The organism is Streptomyces tricolor, from assembly GCF_002155905.1.
In the GTDB taxonomy this organism is placed as follows: domain Bacteria; phylum Actinomycetota; class Actinomycetes; order Streptomycetales; family Streptomycetaceae; genus Streptomyces; species Streptomyces tricolor.
Window position 1 is genome coordinate 1 of the sequence record NZ_MUMF01000575.1, and the last position, 15,572, is coordinate 15,572.

Here is a 15,572-nt window from a genome sequence, read left to right on the forward strand (position 1 = left end):
CCAGCCGACAGAAACCGGCGGGCCGGCGCCGCAGGGGACCGTTGGGCCGGTCCGGCAGGGAAGAGCGGCGGGTTCAGACCGTGGGCATGTTGTACGGCGTCACCACCTGGATCGCCGACGGCAGCACCGGCCCCGCGGGCGGCAGCGCGCCGTGGAAGCGCATCACCTCGTGACAGGCCTCACGCAGATCGTGCCGCAGATCGTGGTGGAGCACGGCGGACAGCCGGTGCGCCCGCAGCAGGCGGGTGTTGTCGTGGTCCAGGTCGTGCGCGATGAACACCGCGCAGTCGCGGCCGAGGTCGGCGAAGGCCCGCAGGGTGGCGTTGTTGCCGCCGCCGATCGAGTACACCGCCCGGATCTCCGGGTCCCGCTCCAGCGCGGCGCGGACCAGGTCGTACTGCGTGGCGTCCAGCCCCTGCCCCTCCGCGATCTCCACCAGCGCGCGCTGCGGATGTCGGGCCCGCATCACGCTGCGGAACCCCATCTCGCGCTCCTCCTCGTTGCGGAAGAAGCCGCTGCTGAGGCTGGTGAGGACGTTGCCGGGCCGGTCGCCGAGCCACTGGCCCATCAGGTAGGCGGCGGTCGCGCCGGCCGCCCGGTTGTCGATGCCGACGTAGCCGACGCGTCCGCTCGCGGGCAGGTCGGTGACGAGGGTGACGACCGGGACCCCGGCGGCGGCGAGCCGGCCCACGGCCGCGGTGACCTCGGGGACGTCCGGCGCCTTGAGGATCACGCCCTGCGAGCCGCGCCGGGTGATCCGGTCCAGCGTGCGGACCAGCTCCTGGACCGGGCCGGTCTCGCGGAAGTGGAAGCGGGAGCGGACGACGGCCGGGTGCAGCGCGGGCAGTTCGGCCTCCAGGGCGGCGCGGACGGCGGTGGTGAACCGCTCGGGCGCCTGCGCCACGATGTCGACCATGAAGGTGCGGCCGACCAGCCGGACCTGGGTGCGCTGCCGGTCGAGATCGGCGATGGCCCGGTGCACCTCTCGCGCGGTGCTCTCCCGCACCCCTCCCCTGCCGTTCAGCACCCGGTCCACGGTGGCCTCGCTGAGACCGGCCTGACGTGCGATCTCCCGGATCGGGAACGGATGGCCCATGGACCGGCTCCTTGGCTCCTTGAGGGGTTTTTGATGGCCGCCTGCTGGTTGTTCGAGGGGTTTGTACTGACAAGAATGACAGGGCCGCGCCACGCCCGTGACCGAAAGAGGGACACCGATGTCCGTCGCCTCCGCGCCAGGCCGCGCCTGGCTCTCCGAGCAGGACTGCGACCTCGACTCCTTGCGCGCCCTGGTCGCGCGGACCACCGGCCTCGCCGACTACCCCGGTGCCTCGTCGGTGGAGAGCAACGTCCTCGTGTACGACGGCGAGCGGCTGCGTTCGGCCCGTGACCGCCGTGCGGTCCGCGCCGAGCTGGTGCGGGCGCTCTCCGACGGCCCCGGCATCGTCGTCGTCCGGGGCGCCTTCCCGGAGCCGGAGGTGGTGGACCGGGTCACCGCGGTGTTCGAGGCGCTGATCGCCGAGCAGCAGGCCGCCGGCGCGACCGCGGGCGACCACTTCGCCGCTCCGGGCGCCAACGACCGGGTGTGGAACGCGCTGGAGAAGACGGCCCTGTACGACCCGGAGGCGTTCGCCGACTACTACGCCAACGAGGTGCTGGCGCTGCTGGCCACGGCCTGGCTGGGCCCCGGCTACCAGATCACCTCGCAGGTCAACGTGGTCAACCCGGGCGGCGCCGGGCAGACCGCGCACCGGGACTACCACCTGGGCTTCCTGAGCGACGCGATGGCCGCCGCCTACCCCGCGCACGTGCACCGCCTCTCGCCCGTGCTCACCCTCCAGGGCGCGGTCGCCCACTGCGCCATGCCGGTGGAGTCCGGGCCGACGCTCTACCTGCCGTACTCCCAGCGCTACGAGCCGGGCTATCTGGCCTGGCGGCGCCCGGAGTTCCAGGAGTACTTCGCGGCGCACCACGTGCAGCTGCCGCTCGCGAAGGGCGACGCCGTCTTCTTCAGCCCGGCGCTCTTCCACGCCGCCGGCGCCAACCGGACGACGGACCTGCGGCGCACGGCCAACCTGTTGCAGATCTCGTCCGCGTTCGGCCGGGCCATGGAGAGCGTGGACCGGGAGGCGGTGGCGAACGCGGTGTTCCCGGTGCTGTTGCGGCGGGCGGCCGCGGGGGCGTCCGAGGAGTGGCTGGAGAACGTGATCGCCGCGAGCGCCGAGGGCTACCCCTTCCCCACCAACCTGGACAGCGACCCGCCGGTGGCCGGGCTGGCCCCGCCGTCGCAGGCGGACCTGGTGCGGCGGGCGCTGCGCGAGCGGTGGCGGCCGGGACGGCTGCGCGCGGAACTGCGGACGGCGTCGGAACGCCGGGAGAGCTGAGGCGGGTCATGGGACTTCTCGACGACAAGGTCGTCCTCGTGGGCGGGGGCACCCAGGGCGTGGGGGCCGCGGTCGCGCGGGCCGCCGTCCGCGAGGGTGCCGCGGTGGCGGTGAGCGGGCGGCGCCCGGAGCCGGGCGAGGCACTGGTGACGGAGCTGTCGGCCGCCGGGGGCACGGCGCTGTACGTCCGGGCCGACCTGGCGGACGCCGAGCAGGCCAAGGCGTCGGTCGCCGAGGTGGTGGACGCGTACGGCCGGATCGACTGCCTGGTGAACTCGGCCGGGCTGACCTCCCGGGGCACCCTGCTGGACACCACTCCGGAGCTGTTCGACGCGCACATCGCGGTCAACCTCAAGGGGCCGTTCTTCGCGATGCAGGCGGCGGTCGCGGACATGACGGCCCGCAAGGCGCCCGGCACGATCGTCAACATCATCACCTCGTCGGCGCACGGCGGACAGCCGTTCCTCGCGCCATACGTGGCCGCCAAGGCGGGCCTGGCGGGCCTGACCCGGAACGCGGCCCACGCCCATCGCTGGGACCGGATCCGGATCAACGGCCTGAACATCGGCTGGACCGCGACGGAGGGCGAGGACGCCACCCAGCGCGCCTTCCACGGCGCCGGTGACGACTGGCGCGAGCAGGCCGCGGCCCGGCTGCCGATGGGCAGGCTCGGCCGGCCGGACGACATCGCCGACTTCGTGGTGTTCCTGCTGTCCGAGCGGTCCGGGGTGGTCACCGGGTCGGTGATCGACTGGGATCAGAACGTGCTCGGCGGGCTCGACTAGAACTCCGTACCAACCCTGGGAGCAGTACCGCATGCGTATCGGAATCCTCGGCCTCGGCCGTATCGGCGCCTTCCACGCCGAGACCCTCTCCGGCCTCGACGCCGTCGAGTCGCTCGTCGTCGCCGACCCGTTCGCGGACGCGGCCGAGGCCGCCGCCGCGCGGTTCGGGGCCGAGGTCGCGAACTCGCCAGAGGCCCTGCTGGCGGCCGGCGTGGACGGCCTCGTCGTCGCGGCGGCCACCGACGCCCATCCCGCCCTGATTTTGGCCGGCGTCGAGGCCGGCGTCCCGGTCTTCTGCGAGAAGCCCGTCGCCCGGACGATGCGTGAGGGCGTCGAGGTCCTCAAGGCCGTCCAGGGCAGCGGCGTGCCGATCCAGATCGGCTACAACCGGCGCTTCGACGCGGGCTTCGTCGCCGCGCGGGCCGCCGTGCGGGCCGGTGAGCTGGGCAAGCTGCACACGGTCCGGTCCACGACGCTGGACCCGGCGCCGCCGCCGGCCGCCTACATCGCCGCGTCCGGCGGCATCTTCCGCGACTGCTCCGTGCACGACTTCGACATCATCCGCTGGGTGACGGGCCGTGAGGTCACCGAGGTGTACGCGGTGGGCGGGAACCGGGGCGCGGACTACATCAAGGCGGCGGGCGACGCCGACACGACCGGCGCGATCCTGACCCTGGACGACGGCACGATCGCGGTGGTGTCCAACTCCCGGCACAACCGGCGCGGTTACGACGTGCGCATGGAACTCCACGGCTTCGCCGACTCCATCGCCGTGGGCCTGGACGACAAGCTGCCGCTGCGCTCGGTCGAGCCCGGCGTGTCCTTCCCGTCCGGCACCCCGCACGACTTCTTCATGGACCGCTTCGCCGACGCCTACCGCGCCGAACTGACCGCGTTCACCGAGGTCGTGGCCGGCACCCGGCCCTCCCCGTGCACCGTCGAGGACGCCCTGGAGGCCGGCTGGATCGCCGAGGCCTGCACGCTGTCCCTGCACGAGCACCGGCCGGTGACGCCGGCGGAGGTGCGCGGGGCCTGAGGGTCGCGGAGACGGCGCCGGGCACACGTCCGGCGCCGTTTCCGTGGGGTCAGCCGCAGTACCGGATCAGCCACTCGTCGGCGTTGTAGGTGTCCCGCGCCGGGTCCGGCCGGGTCGCCGGCCTGGTCTCCACCGTGTCCTGCGGGCGTATCCGCTCGGGCAGCGTGCCGAAGCGGTCGCGGCGCAGGACGGCGGCGGCGTCGGCCTGGTCCTGGGGCGTGCGAGGTTCCGTACGGTGTGTCATCTCGTCCTCCCGTCCGCGCGGGCATCCCCCGTCATCCATCAGAACGCCCGCGTGCCCCGGTTGGTTCCCGGCCGTCGCCCGGCCGAATCCGTCGGGATACAGCAGGAACCGGCCGCGGTCCGATGACCGCGGCCGGTTCCTCATCGCCCGTCAGACCCGTTCGCCCGTCGACCACCCGTCCCGGCGGCCCTCAGGCGCCGCAGGACCGCAGGAAGCGGCGGGTGCGCACGGCGATCGGCAGCGGCTTGTCCGGCTCGCACGGGTACATGTCCTGCTCGACGATCGCGAACAGCTCCACGCCCAGCCGCTGCGCCGCCTCGAGCACCGGTCCCAGTTCCGGGACACCGGACGGCGGTTCGCACATCACCCCGCGCTGCACGGCCGGCCCGAACGGCACCCCGCCCGCGACGACGTCGGCGAGGATGTCGGGGTCGACCTGCTTGAGGTGCAGGTACCCGATGCGCTCGCCGTAGGTCTCGATCAGCTTGACGCTGTCCCCGCCGCAGTAGGCGTAGTGCCCGGTGTCCAGGCACAGGTTGACCAGTTCGGAGTCGGTCGAGTCCAGGAAGCGCTCGACGTGCTCCTCGGTGTCGATGTGGGTGTCGGCGTGCGGGTGCACGACGATGTCCAGGCCGTACCTCTCCCGGACCTCGTGGCCGAGGCGCTCCATGCCCTTGGTCAGGTGCGCCCACTGCTCGGCGGTCAGCTCGGGCGGCTCCAGGATCTCGGCGGTCTTGTCGTCCCGCCAGAAGGAGGGGATCACCACCAGGTGCCGGGCGCCCATCGCCTGGGTGAGCGCGGCGACCTGGCCGACGTGCGCCCAGGTCTCGTCCCAGACGGCGGGGCCCCGGTGCAGGCCGGTGAAGACGGTGCCCGCCGAGACCTTCAGGCCGCGCCGGGCCACCTCCTCGGTGAGCCGTGCCGGGTCGGTGGGCAGGTAGCCGTACGGGCCCAGTTCGATCCAGTCGTAGCCGGCCTCGGCGACCTCGTCGAGGAAGCGTTCCCAGGGCACCTGCTGCGGGTCGTCGGGGAACCAGACGCCCCAGGAGTCGGGGGCCGAGCCGACCCGGATGCGGTCGAGGGCGTGGGGCATGTCAGGACGTTCCTTCCGAAGGGGTGGCCACGGGTGCGGTGAGGTCGCCCTCCTCGGGCAGCTCCTCCACGTCGACGCCGCGCACCTGGGCCAGTTCGTGCTTGAGCGCGGCGAGCTCGGCGCCGCCCGCCATGTGGTTGGTCAGCTCTTCGAGGCCGATCTCGCTGCGTTCGGCACTCAGTTCCAGGGTGCCGAGGCGCAGCACGCTGAAGTGGTCGCCGACCATGTAGGCGTGGTGGGGGTTGTGGGTGATGAAGATGACGCCGAGGCCGCGGTCGCGGGCGGCGGCGATGTACTTCAGCACCACGCCGGACTGTTTGACGCCGAGGGCGGCGGTCGGCTCGTCCAGGATGAGGACGCGGGCGCCGAAGTAGACGGCGCGGGCGATGGCCACGCACTGGCGCTGGCCGCCGGAGAGGGTGCCGATGGGCTGCTCCAGGTCGTCCAGGACGATGCCCATGTTGCGCAGCTCCTGGTCCGCGGTCTCCTTCATCCGGGCGATGTCGAGGCGGCGGACCGGCCAGGGGCCCTTGGTCATCTCGGAGCCGAGGAAGAAGTTCCGCCAGACCGGCATGAGCGGGACGGTGGCCAGGTCCTGGTAGACGGTGGCGATGCCCTTGTCGAGGGCTTCGCGCGGGGTGGAGAAGCGCACCGGAGTGCCGTCCACGAGGAACTCGCCCTCGGTGTGCTGGTGCAGCCCCGAGATGATCTTGATGAGGGTGGACTTCCCGGCGCCGTTGTCGCCGAGCACGCAGGTGACCTGGCCGGCGTGGACCGTGAGGTCGACACCGTGCAGGGCGCGGATGTTGCCGTAGGACTTGCCGGCGCCGCGCAGTTCGACGAGGGGTCCGTCCGGGGCGGGCGCGCTGTCCTGGAGGACGGCGCCCTGGGGCTTGTTGTCATTCATCGGTCACCTCCGGGTCGCCGTGCGCTGGACCCACAGATTGATCAGGACGGCGCCGAGCAGCATCACGCCGAGGAAGGCCTTGAACCAGTCGGGGTTCCAGCCGGCGTAGACGATGCCCTGCTGCACCATGCCGAACATGAACGCGCCGAAGACCGGGCCGATCGCGGAGCCGTAGCCGCCGGTGAGCAGGCAGCCGCCGATGACGGCCGCGGCGATGTAGATCAGCTCCTGGCCGACGCCCTCGCCGGACTGCACGGTGTTGAACGAGAACAGGTTGTGCATGCCGACGAACCAGGCGCCGAAGCCGACCAGCATGAACAGGGTGATCTTGGTGAAGTTCACCGGGACGCCGACCGCGCGGGCGCTGTCCTTGTTGCCGCCGACGGCGAAGATCCAGTTGCCGTACTTGGTGCGCAGCAGCACCCAGGTGGCGAGGGCCGCGAAGACCAGCCACCACACGACGGTGATCTTGACCTGGACCCCGCCCACGCCGAAGGAGGAGGCGAAGAGCTTCTTGGCCTGGGCGAAGCCGTCCATGTCGCTGATGTCGTCGGTGGCGACGTTTCCGGTGACCAGCTTGGTGACGGCGAGGTTGGCGCCCTGGAGGATCAGGAAGGTGCCGAGGGTGACCAGGAAGCTGGGCAGCCCGGTCCGCACCACCATCCAGCCGTTGAAGGCGCCGATCGCCAGGGACACGATCAGGGCGACGATCACGCCGGTCCACACGTTCAGGGTCAGCTGGTAGCTGAGCATGCTCGCGGTGAGCGCGGAGGAGATCACGGCGACGCCGGAGGAGAGGTCGAACTCGCCGCCGATCATCAGCAGGGCCACCGGGAGGGCCATGATGCCGATGGTCGAGGACTGGTACAGGATGTTCGCCATCGAGCTGCCGTCGCGCACCGGCGGGGCCGTGATCAGGAAGAAGACCAGGACGGCGACGGCGCCGAGGAAGACGCCCACCTCGGGCCGGGCCAGCAGCCGGAGGGCCGGCGGGCGCCGGGCGGTGCGGCCGTCGGTCTGCTTCGGGCCGGACGCCGGCGGCCTGCCCACCGCCGGCTCAGCCTGCTGGGTCATGCTCATCACCGGGTGCCCTTCGCGGCGAACTCGGCGACCTTGTCGACGTTGGACTTGTCGACGAAGGCCGGGCCGGTGAGCACCGGCTGCTCACCGCCGCCGCTGTAGTTGCCGTTGTTCTTGTAGAGCCACAGCGAGTCGACCGCCAGGTAGCCCTGGAGGTAGGGCTGCTGGTCGACGGCGAACTCGATGGTGCCCTTCTGCACCGCCTTGACCAGTTCCTTGTTGAGGTCGAAGGTGGCCACCTCGGCCTTGCTGCCGGCGTCGCCCACCGACTGGACCGCGGTCAGGGCGAAGGGGGCGCCGAGGGTGACGACCGTGTCGACGTCCTTGTCCTGCTTGAGCTTGGCCGTGATGGTCGACTTCACGGACGGCATGTCGGTGCCGTTCACATACAGGGTCTCAGTGGTGCCCTGGAACGTCTTCTCCACGCCGTCGCAGCGCTGGGTGAGGCCCACGTTGCCCTGTTCCTGGATCACGCAGACGATCTTCTTGGCGCCGGTGGTGTTCAGCTTCTTGCCGAACGCCTCGCCCGCCACGCTCTCGTCCTGCCCGAAGAACTCCAGCAGGCCGAGCTTCTTCCAGTCGCTCAGCCCCGAGTTCAGGCCGACCACGGGGATGCCGGCCTGCTCGGCCTTGGCGATCACGCCCTTCATCGCGTCGGGCTTGGCCAGGGTGACCGCGATGCCGTCGACCTTCTGGTCGATGGCGTTCTGCACGTAGTTGGCCTGGTTGCCCGCGTTGGGGTCGGCGGAGTAGATCAGCTCGATGTTGTCCTTGGCCGCGGCGGCCTCCGCGCCCTTGCGGACGGTGTCCCAGAAGGTGTCGCCGGGGGCCTGGTGGGTGACCAGCGCGACGGTCATGCGGGGGGTGTCGGCCTTGCCCGCGGAGGCGTGCGCCGCTTCCTCCTCGGCCTTCTTGCCGCCGGAACTGCTGGAACAGCCGGCGAGGGTGAGGGCTGCCGCAGCGGCCACGGCCACGAGGGGGGCCGTTCTGCGGGAGCGGGGGCGAGAAGAGCGGTCCATCTTTCCTGCACCTCACTGTGCGTGCGACGGGGCAAGGGACGCGATTGCGTTGGGACGGGATACAAGCCTCTGTCGAGCCCGCTGTCAATACTTTGTTAAGACATCATTGCAGGAGATGGTCAGAATGTAAGTACAAATCGTGGGCACGTCCCGCATGCCGGACCTCCATGTGAGGGGCATGAGCCCAGTACACCGCACCCCGCGGCGAACGGCACCGGGCGATCGCACGCTCGCACCGGACGCCGAGCGCCCTGGGCGTCCCGTCCACCGCGCCGGCCTGCCGGCGCCCCTGCTCTGGCCAGGCGGTCTTCTCGGCGCCGCGCCCGTACGGCCCGGTGTTCACGGCCGGCAACCCGCTCCCGCAGCAGGTCGTCATCACCCCGCTGTACCGGCTGCACCGGCTCACGGACCTGCCGGGCATCACGGCGGGCGGCAAGCCGTACGACTCCGCGCCGGGCCCGGTGAGGGGCCCGCGGGCGGAAGGGAACCCGGTGCGGCGCCCCCTGTCCTTCCCGGTGCCCCTCCTGCCTCGTCGGGCCTCCCGACCGGCGAGGAGACCGCCGGCACGGTCACCGTCGTACGGGAGCCGCGCGGTCAGTGAGCCGCGTCCAGCCGGGCCCGCTGCTCGGCGGTCAGCTCCAGATCGACGGCGGCGAGACTCTCGTCGAGCTGGGCCACCGAGGAGGCGCCGACGAGCGGGATCACGGGCCGCTCGCCGCCCCACTGCCAGGCCAGCACGACCTGGTTGAGGCTCGCCCCGGTCTCCCGGGCCACCTCGCGCAGCACCGCGAGCCGGGCCGGGGTGCCGGGGTGGTCGTAGTCCGCCGGCAGCGGCTTGTCGGCGCGCGTGTAGGCGCCGTTGAGCAGGGGCGAGTAGGCGACCAGCGTGAGATCCGGCTCCGCCCGCAGGTAGCTGCGGAGTTGCGCGTCCACCCCGCCCAGGCTGCCGTCCGGGAACAGGCCGCTCGGCACGTCCGTGCGGGGCCTGAGGTAGCTGTGCTGGTACTGCAACACCTCGTACCCCGGCAGCCCGGCCGCGCGGGCGAGGGCGCGGGCCCGTTCCACCCGCCACACGGCGTGGTTGCTGACCCCGAGCAGGCCGACGGTGCCCTCCGCGACGAGCGCGGCGAACCCTTCGACGGTCTCCCCGAGCGGCACCGTGGGGTCTTCTATGTGCGCGTACAGCAGATCCAGGCGCTCCACTCCGAGCCGCTCCCGGCTGCGCTCGGCGGACTCGCGGATCACCTTCGCGGACAGGCCCTCGGCGTTGTCGGTGTAGCCGGTGCCGGGGGCGAGGGGCCGGGCGCCGAGCTTGGTGGCGATGACGACCTCGTCACCGACGCCCCGGCTGCGCCGCCACCGCCCGAGCAGTTCCTCGCTCTGGCCGCCCTGGCCGCCGTCCTCCCAGAACGCGTAGTTGTCGGAGGTGTCGATGAACGTCCCGCCGGCCTCGACGTAGCGGTCGAGGACGGCGAAGGAGGTCTTCTCGTCGGTGCGCGAGCCGAACAGCATCGCGCCGAGCGCGAGCACGCTCACCTCCCGGCGGGTGGCCGGATCCGTTCCGATGGTGCGGTACTTCATGCTGGTCCTCCCGGTGCGGGGCTGGTAGCACGGGAGTGTTCAGCTTGAAGTGCACGCGAAGTCAAGGAACTCGACGCCGGCTGCCCGGAGGTCTCCTGTGCTGCGAGCGATACTCACGGCGGGCGCGGTCCTCGCCGCCCTGCTGGCCCCCGCCTCCGCCCACGCCCGGGAGACCGGGCAGGGCGTCCCGCCGCTCACCGACCGGCACGGACGGGTGCTCACCCTGCGCGGCTGGAACATCGAGGACAAGACGCACCGCGGCGACGAGGCCCTGAGCGGCATCACCGAACGCCACCTGCGCGACCTGCGCGCCCAGGGTTTCGGCTTCGCCCGGCTGCTGGTCTTCTGGGACGACCTGGAGCCGAGGCCGGGGCAATACAGCCGCAGGTACCTCCGGAAGATCGAGCGCGTGCTGGACTGGGCGCACCGCCATGACGTCCAGGTCGTCATCGACGCCCACCAGGACGTCTTCGGCCCCGCCTTCGGCCACCGCGGCATACCCGAGTGGGCGACCAGGACCGACGGACTGCCGTTCACCCCGCACCCGGACGACTGGTTCGCCGAGTACTTCGAGCCCGCCGTGCAGCGCGCCTTCACGCATCTCTACGAGGACGCGGACCTGCGGCGCGCCCAGTCCGCGATGTGGCGGACCCTCGCCGCCCGCTTCGCCCGCCATCCGGCCGTCTTCGGCTACGACCTGATCAACGAGCCGATGGGCGAGCAGCGGCCCGGCGAGGACCTGCCGTCGGCGGCCCGCCGCATCGAACGCGACCAGCTCACCCCGATGTACAACCGCCTCGCCGACGCCGTCCGTTCGGCCGACCGGGACGCCTGGGTGTTCGTCGAGCCGACGCCGATCGTGGGCGAGGGCGTACCGACCGGGCTCGGCCGCGTCGACGATCCCCGGGTCGTGTACGCGCCGCACTTCTACAACACCGCCATGGAGGCGGGCGCCGACTACGATCCCGGGTCCGGCTGGATCGAGGCGTACGAGCGGGCCGTCACCGCGTACCCGAAGCGGTACCGGGTCCCGGTGGTGGTCGGCGAGTGGGGTCCGCTGAACAACGCCCTGCCGAACATGCGCCGCTTCTACCGGGACGCGATGGCCTCCCTGGGCCGCTACGCCTCCGGCTGGGCGGGCTACGTGTGGTGCTACGGCGGCGGGTACTGCGCGGTCGACGCGGCCGGCGCCTTCCGCACCAACAAGGAGCTGACCGCCGAGCCGTACGCGCAGGCCGTGGCGGGCACGGTCCGCTCCGCCGGGTACGACCCCGGGGCGGGCGTCTTCCGGCTGGCCTACCGCGCGGCCTCCCACGGGTCCCGGACGACCGTCCTCTCCCTGCCGCCGGGCACCTGGCGGATCACGGCCGACGGCGGTGCGGGCGTCGTACGCCGGGCGGCCGGCCGGGCGTGGGTGCCGGCCGCCCCGGGCAGCGACGTGACCGTCACCGTGACACGCGGCTGACCACGCCCGCCCGGCCCCGGACGGAGCCGGCGCGCCCGATGGTGTCCCGGCCCGTCAGCCGGTCTTCCACGGCCGGAGCTTCTCGGGGTTGAGCACCGCCCAGATCCGTCGGATCCGGTCGTCCGCGATGTCGAACGCGTACACCGCCACGACGACGCCGTCCAGGCGGGCCACCAGACCGGGCTGGCCGTTGACCGTGTACTCCTGGAGCGTCAGGCGGCCCGGGAGGGTCCGGTCGGCGAAGAAGCGGGCGATGCGCTCGGCGCCCTCGACCGGGTGGAGCAGCGCCGTGACGCGTCCGCCACCGTCCCCGACGGCGGTGGCCTCGGGGTCGAGAAGGCCGATGAGGGCGTCGATGTCCTTGGCCTCCCACGCCTGCTTGAACTCCCGGACGACACGGGCCCGCTGGGCCGTCGGCGGCAAGGGAGGCCGCGAGGCGTCGATGCGGCGGCGGGCCGAGGACGCCAACTGGCGGCAGGCCGCCGGGGTGCGGCCGACGATGTCGGCCACTTCGGCGAAGGGATAGCGGAAGACGTCGTGGAGGACGAACGCCACGCGCTCCGCCGGGGTCATCGCTTCCAGTACGACGAGGAAGGCCATGCTGACCGACTCGTCGAGCGTGATGCGGTCGGCCGGATCTGCCGTGCCGTCGTCCGTCGCGCCGGCGGGCCACTCGGTGCGCGCGGGCAGCGGTTCGGGGACCCACTCCCCCACGTAACGCTCCCGCCGGACCCGGGCCGAGCGGAGCACGTCGAGGCAGATACGGCCGGCGACCTTGGTCAGCCAGCCGCCGGGGGACGCCACCGCCGCCTGCTGCGACGGGGACATCGCGTACCAGCGGGCGTACGTCTCCTGGACGACGTCCTCGGCCTCGGCCAGGGAGCCCAGCATCCGGTAGGCCAGGTTGATCAGCCGGCGGCGTTCACCGGTGACCGCGCTCGGCATCGGGTCGAGTCGGCCGTCTTCCGGCACGGTCGGACTGGTCGTCATGGTCTCGCGGCTCCCTCGGTCGGATCTTCCCTCGCCTATACGACGAGACAGCGCCCCGGAATGTGAGACCGGCGCCCCGCCTCACATTCCGCCGGGCCGTCCCGTCGTACCCGGCAACGGAACGCCGTCGCCGCCGCGCCAGAGGCCGGCCGCGCGACCCGGACCGTCCCGCAGACCACGTCTCGACCGAAGGAGCACGCGATGACCACCCACGAGTCCGAGCTACGGGCCCTCCTGGCGGACCGCGCCGACGCCCAGCAGACGAAGGACATCGACCGGCTCATGTCCTTCTACGCCGCCGACGCCGTCTACTACGACGTCGTCCCCCCGCTGCGGTTCACCGGAACCGACGCGATCCGCCGCAACTTCCTGCGCTGGTTCGACGGATACGTCGGCCCCATCAGCCTGGAGACGCACGACCGCACCCTGGTGACCAGCGGGGACACGGCGTTCGCGCACATGCTCCACCTCGACTCGGGAGAGCGCAAGGGCGGGCTCCAGGCGTCGATATGGGTACGGGAGACCGTCTGCCTCCGGCGGTCGCACGGAACGTGGTCGATCACGCACGAGCACATCTCGATCCCGATCGACCCGGCGACCATGCGGGTCTGGCTCCCCACCGACAAGGACCAGTCCGCCTGAACCCGCACGTCGACCGCCCCCACTGAGCACGAACGATCAAGGGTCGGTTTCGGACACTTCCGAAACCGACCCTTGATCTACGACTCTCACAAGTCGGGACGACAGGATTTGAACCTGCGACCCCTTGACCCCCAGTCAAGTGCGCTACCAAGCTGCGCCACGTCCCGTTGCCCTCACCCGCGGTGCCCCGCGTGATCGTGCGAACAGAACTTTACCCCACGCCGGGGGGTGCGCCGAAGAAGGGCCGGGCGGTGCGGGGGACAATCGCGGTATGACGAACGCGGGCGCATCGGATGCCAGGGACCGGGACGTCGCCGGACGGGCCCGGAACGCGCGGCCCCGGGACGGGCTGGGGCGCCCGCTCCCGTACGGCGCCGAGGGGGTCCCCCGGCAGCCGGAAGGGGTCGTGCGGACGCCCGGGGAGACGGTCGCGGAGGCGCAGGAGCTGCTGGCCGCGGGGCGGCCGTTCCACGCCCACGAGGTGTTCGAGGACGCCTGGAAGTCGGGTCCGGCACACGAGCGGGCGCTGTGGCGGGGGCTGGCCCAGCTGGCGGTGGGGCTCACCCACGCGGCCCGCGGCAACGCCGTCGGCGGGGCGCGGCTGCTGCGGCGGGGCGCGGGGGCGGTCGAGGAGTGGGAGACCGGGCGCGGCGAGGACCGGCCGTACGGCCTGGACCTGGCGGGGCTGGTCCGGTGGGCGCGGGAGCTGGCCGGGCGGGTGGAGGACGGCTCGGCACCGGTCGACCCACGGGCCGAGGCGCCCCGGCTGAGCTTCTGACCCGCGCGTCGGACGGCTTCCCTGCGGGGGCCGTCGCAGCGTGTGCGGAGGCGGTGGACGCACGGTCAGTGGCATGCGGCAGACTCGGGGCGTGCGAAAGATTCATGTCATCGGTATCGGCGCGGGCGACCCCGACCAGCTGACCCTTCAGGCGGTCAAGGCGCTGCGGAGCACGGACGTGTTCTTCCTGCTCGACAAGGGCGAGGTGAAGAGCGATCTCACCCAGCTCCGCCGGGACATGCTGGACGCCCATCTGCCGCAGGGGTCGTACCGGGTGGTGGAGGCCCGGGACCCGGAGCGGGACCGGAAGGCGGGCGGGGCGGCCTACTCGCCGGCCGTCGGGGACTGGCGCAGCGCCCGCGCCGGGATCTACGAGCGGCTGATCGCACAGGAGCTGGGCGAGGACGGCACCGGCGCCTTCCTGGTCTGGGGGGATCCGGCGCTGTACGACAGCACGCTGGGCATCCTGGAGGAGGTGCTGGCCCGGGGCACGGTGGCGTTCGAGTACGACGTGGTGCCCGGCATCAGCAGTGTCTCCGCGCTGGTCGCCCGGCATCGCACGGGGCTGAACCGGGTCGCCCGGCCGGTGCAGATCACCACCGGGCGGCGGCTGGCCGAGGGCTTCCCGGAGGGGGTGGACGACGTGGTCGTGATGCTGGACGCGCACCAGGCCTTCCGGCGGTACGCCGCGGAGGACATGGACATCTACTGGGGCGCGTACATCGGCACGCCGGACGAGATCCTCGTCTCCGGGCCGATCGCCGAGGCGGGCCCGCGCATCGAGCGGGTGCGGGCGGAGGCCCGGGAGCGCAAGGGCTGGATCATGGACACGTATCTGCTGCGCCGGCACCCCGGCGAGGACCGGCCGGCGCGGGAGGGCTGACCCGCCCGGGACGGCCCGGACCGGGTCCTGGGCCGCTCCTCAGGCGCCCGGTGCCGTGGTTCCCTCGAACCCCAGCCGGGCGAGCACGCCTGCCACATCCGGCTCCGCCCGTACGCCGTCCGGGAGCGGGGGGCGGCGGACGACGACCACCGGCAGGCCGAGGTCGCGTGCGGCCGTCAGTTTCGCGGCCGTGGCCTCGCCGCCGCTGTCCTTGGTGACCAGGACGTCGATCCGGTGGGCGCGCAGGAGTCCGGTCTCGTCGGTGACGGTGAACGGGCCGCGGGCCAGGACGACGCGGGTGTCGGGCGGCAGGGGCGGCTCGGGCGGCTCCACCGAGCGGACGAGGAAGTGCAGGCCGGTCAGCCCGGCGAAGGCGGCGAGGCCGAGGCGCCCGGTGCTGAGGAACACCCGGCGGCCCAGGCCGGGCAGTGCCTCGGCGGCCGCGGCCAGGGACGGGACGTCGTACCAGCGGTCGCCGGGGCCCGGCCGCCAGCCGGGGCGGCGCAGGACGACGGCGGGGACGCCCGTGGCCCGCGCGGCACGGGCCGCGTGGTCCGTGATCGACGCGGCGAAGGGGTGCGTGGCGTCGACCAGGGCGTCCACCCGGTGCGTGCGCAGCCAGTCGGCGAGCCCGTCCGGCCCGCCGAAGCCGCCCGTCCGGACCTCGCCGGGCAGCGCCGCGGGCCGG

The 15,572-nt window shown here is 72.6% G+C and carries 16 protein-coding genes, 1 tRNA gene and 1 pseudogene; 8 read left to right on the forward strand and 10 right to left on the reverse strand.

Annotated elements, in window-relative coordinates:
* Positions 1-73: 73 nt before the first annotated feature.
* Positions 74-1,096, reverse strand: a complete 1,023-nt coding sequence (locus tag CCN44_RS33970; RefSeq protein WP_086702158.1) for a LacI family DNA-binding transcriptional regulator — start codon at positions 1,094-1,096, stop codon at positions 74-76.
* A 118-nt stretch (positions 1,097-1,214) separates the two neighbouring features.
* On the opposite strand from CCN44_RS33970, the gene CCN44_RS33975 reads away from it, so the two are divergent.
* Genes CCN44_RS33975 through CCN44_RS33985 form a run of 3 tightly spaced genes read left to right on the forward strand, consistent with a single transcriptional unit; the run spans position 1,215 to position 4,202 of the window.
* On the forward strand, positions 1,215-2,381 hold the full coding sequence (locus tag CCN44_RS33975; protein WP_086702161.1) for a phytanoyl-CoA dioxygenase family protein: 1,167 nt from the start codon (positions 1,215-1,217) through the stop codon (positions 2,379-2,381).
* 8 nt (positions 2,382-2,389) lie between these two features.
* Positions 2,390-3,166 (forward strand): SDR family oxidoreductase, encoded by a 777-nt coding sequence (locus CCN44_RS33980; protein WP_086702165.1) that lies wholly within the window; start codon positions 2,390-2,392, stop codon positions 3,164-3,166.
* 31 nt (positions 3,167-3,197) lie between these two features.
* A complete protein-coding gene (locus tag CCN44_RS33985; RefSeq protein ID WP_059254671.1) occupies positions 3,198-4,202 on the forward strand; it encodes a Gfo/Idh/MocA family protein in 1,005 nt (334 codons plus the stop codon).
* Between the two features lie 49 nt (positions 4,203-4,251).
* Here CCN44_RS33985 and CCN44_RS33990 read toward each other — a convergent pair whose 3' ends face one another.
* The 5 genes from CCN44_RS33990 to CCN44_RS34010 all read right to left on the reverse strand — a co-directional run bounded on the left by CCN44_RS33990 (position 4,252) and on the right by CCN44_RS34010 (position 8,545).
* Positions 4,252-4,446, reverse strand: a complete 195-nt coding sequence (locus tag CCN44_RS33990) for a hypothetical protein (protein WP_059254670.1) — start codon at positions 4,444-4,446, stop codon at positions 4,252-4,254.
* A 190-nt stretch (positions 4,447-4,636) separates the two neighbouring features.
* Complete coding sequence (locus tag CCN44_RS33995; protein ID WP_086702170.1) at positions 4,637-5,539, reverse strand: sugar phosphate isomerase/epimerase family protein; 903 nt, start codon at positions 5,537-5,539, stop codon at positions 4,637-4,639.
* A 1-nt stretch (position 5,540) separates the two neighbouring features.
* Positions 5,541-6,446: an ATP-binding cassette domain-containing protein gene (locus CCN44_RS34000; RefSeq protein ID WP_086702172.1), complete on the reverse strand. Its 906-nt coding sequence runs from the start codon at positions 6,444-6,446 to the stop codon at positions 5,541-5,543.
* Positions 6,447-6,449: 3 nt separating this feature from the next.
* On the reverse strand, positions 6,450-7,526 hold the full coding sequence (locus tag CCN44_RS34005; RefSeq protein WP_086702175.1) for an ABC transporter permease: 1,077 nt from the start codon (positions 7,524-7,526) through the stop codon (positions 6,450-6,452).
* Complete coding sequence (locus CCN44_RS34010) at positions 7,526-8,545, reverse strand: sugar ABC transporter substrate-binding protein (RefSeq protein ID WP_086702178.1); 1,020 nt, start codon at positions 8,543-8,545, stop codon at positions 7,526-7,528. Before CCN44_RS34010 ends, CCN44_RS34005 begins: the two co-directional genes overlap by 1 nt.
* A 335-nt stretch (positions 8,546-8,880) precedes the next feature.
* On the opposite strand from CCN44_RS34010, the pseudogene CCN44_RS46765 reads away from it, so the two are divergent.
* A pseudogene (locus CCN44_RS46765) lies at positions 8,881-9,009 on the forward strand (carbohydrate ABC transporter permease); the annotation flags it as partial.
* 130 nt (positions 9,010-9,139) lie between these two features.
* Here the strand turns inward: CCN44_RS46765 and CCN44_RS34015 are convergent.
* Positions 9,140-10,126: an aldo/keto reductase gene (locus tag CCN44_RS34015; RefSeq protein WP_059254665.1), complete on the reverse strand. Its 987-nt coding sequence runs from the start codon at positions 10,124-10,126 to the stop codon at positions 9,140-9,142.
* A gap of 97 nt (positions 10,127-10,223) precedes the next feature.
* Between CCN44_RS34015 and CCN44_RS34020 the strand changes: the two genes are divergently transcribed.
* Positions 10,224-11,591 (forward strand): cellulase family glycosylhydrolase, encoded by a 1,368-nt coding sequence (locus tag CCN44_RS34020; RefSeq protein ID WP_086702181.1) that lies wholly within the window; start codon positions 10,224-10,226, stop codon positions 11,589-11,591.
* A 54-nt stretch (positions 11,592-11,645) separates the two neighbouring features.
* Here the strand turns inward: CCN44_RS34020 and sigJ are convergent, their stop codons facing one another.
* On the reverse strand, positions 11,646-12,581 hold the full coding sequence (gene sigJ / locus CCN44_RS34025; protein ID WP_086702184.1) for an RNA polymerase sigma factor SigJ: 936 nt from the start codon (positions 12,579-12,581) through the stop codon (positions 11,646-11,648).
* 201 nt (positions 12,582-12,782) lie between these two features.
* On the opposite strand from sigJ, the gene CCN44_RS34030 reads away from it, so the two are divergent.
* The gene (locus CCN44_RS34030) at positions 12,783-13,223 is read left to right on the forward strand and encodes a YybH family protein (RefSeq protein WP_086702187.1); all 441 of its coding nucleotides are present in this window, start codon (positions 12,783-12,785) and stop codon (positions 13,221-13,223) included.
* Between the two features lie 93 nt (positions 13,224-13,316).
* Here the strand turns inward: CCN44_RS34030 and CCN44_RS34035 are convergent.
* Positions 13,317-13,390 (reverse strand) — tRNA-Pro (locus tag CCN44_RS34035).
* Between the two features lie 104 nt (positions 13,391-13,494).
* Between CCN44_RS34035 and CCN44_RS34040 the strand changes: the two genes are divergently transcribed.
* Both CCN44_RS34040 and cobF read left to right on the forward strand, forming a co-directional pair.
* Entirely contained in the window at positions 13,495-14,001 is a 507-nt protein-coding gene (locus CCN44_RS34040; RefSeq protein ID WP_086702190.1) for a DUF309 domain-containing protein, read from the forward strand.
* Positions 14,002-14,092: 91 nt separating this feature from the next.
* Entirely contained in the window at positions 14,093-14,884 is a 792-nt protein-coding gene (cobF, locus tag CCN44_RS34045; protein WP_189396980.1) for a precorrin-6A synthase (deacetylating), read from the forward strand.
* Between the two features lie 39 nt (positions 14,885-14,923).
* On the opposite strand, the gene CCN44_RS34050 is transcribed toward cobF, so the two are convergent.
* On the reverse strand, positions 14,924-15,572 hold a 649-nt coding region (locus tag CCN44_RS34050), incomplete at its 5' end, for a cobalt-precorrin-6A reductase (protein ID WP_086702193.1).

Excerpts from the sequence above, each read along its gene's own strand:
- sigJ (WP_086702184.1), bottom strand. The coding sequence starts at position 12,581 with ATGACGACCAGTCCGACCGTGCCGGAAGACGGCCGACTCGACCCGATG.
- CCN44_RS34030 (WP_086702187.1), top strand. The coding sequence starts at position 12,783 with ATGACCACCCACGAGTCCGAGCTACGGGCCCTCCTGGCGGACCGCGCC.
- CCN44_RS34005 (WP_086702175.1), bottom strand. The coding sequence starts at position 7,526 with ATGAGCATGACCCAGCAGGCTGAGCCGGCGGTGGGCAGGCCGCCGGCG.
- CCN44_RS33990 (WP_059254670.1), bottom strand. The coding sequence starts at position 4,446 with ATGACACACCGTACGGAACCTCGCACGCCCCAGGACCAGGCCGACGCC.
- CCN44_RS33995 (WP_086702170.1), bottom strand. The coding sequence starts at position 5,539 with ATGCCCCACGCCCTCGACCGCATCCGGGTCGGCTCGGCCCCCGACTCC.
- CCN44_RS34015 (WP_059254665.1), bottom strand. The coding sequence starts at position 10,126 with ATGAAGTACCGCACCATCGGAACGGATCCGGCCACCCGCCGGGAGGTG.
- CCN44_RS33975 (WP_086702161.1), top strand. The coding sequence starts at position 1,215 with ATGTCCGTCGCCTCCGCGCCAGGCCGCGCCTGGCTCTCCGAGCAGGAC.
- CCN44_RS34040 (WP_086702190.1), top strand. The coding sequence starts at position 13,495 with ATGACGAACGCGGGCGCATCGGATGCCAGGGACCGGGACGTCGCCGGA.
- CCN44_RS33970 (WP_086702158.1), bottom strand. The coding sequence starts at position 1,096 with ATGGGCCATCCGTTCCCGATCCGGGAGATCGCACGTCAGGCCGGTCTC.
- CCN44_RS34000 (WP_086702172.1), bottom strand. The coding sequence starts at position 6,446 with ATGAATGACAACAAGCCCCAGGGCGCCGTCCTCCAGGACAGCGCGCCC.
- CCN44_RS34010 (WP_086702178.1), bottom strand. The coding sequence starts at position 8,545 with ATGGACCGCTCTTCTCGCCCCCGCTCCCGCAGAACGGCCCCCCTCGTG.
- CCN44_RS33980 (WP_086702165.1), top strand. The coding sequence starts at position 2,390 with ATGGGACTTCTCGACGACAAGGTCGTCCTCGTGGGCGGGGGCACCCAG.
- CCN44_RS33985 (WP_059254671.1), top strand. The coding sequence starts at position 3,198 with ATGCGTATCGGAATCCTCGGCCTCGGCCGTATCGGCGCCTTCCACGCC.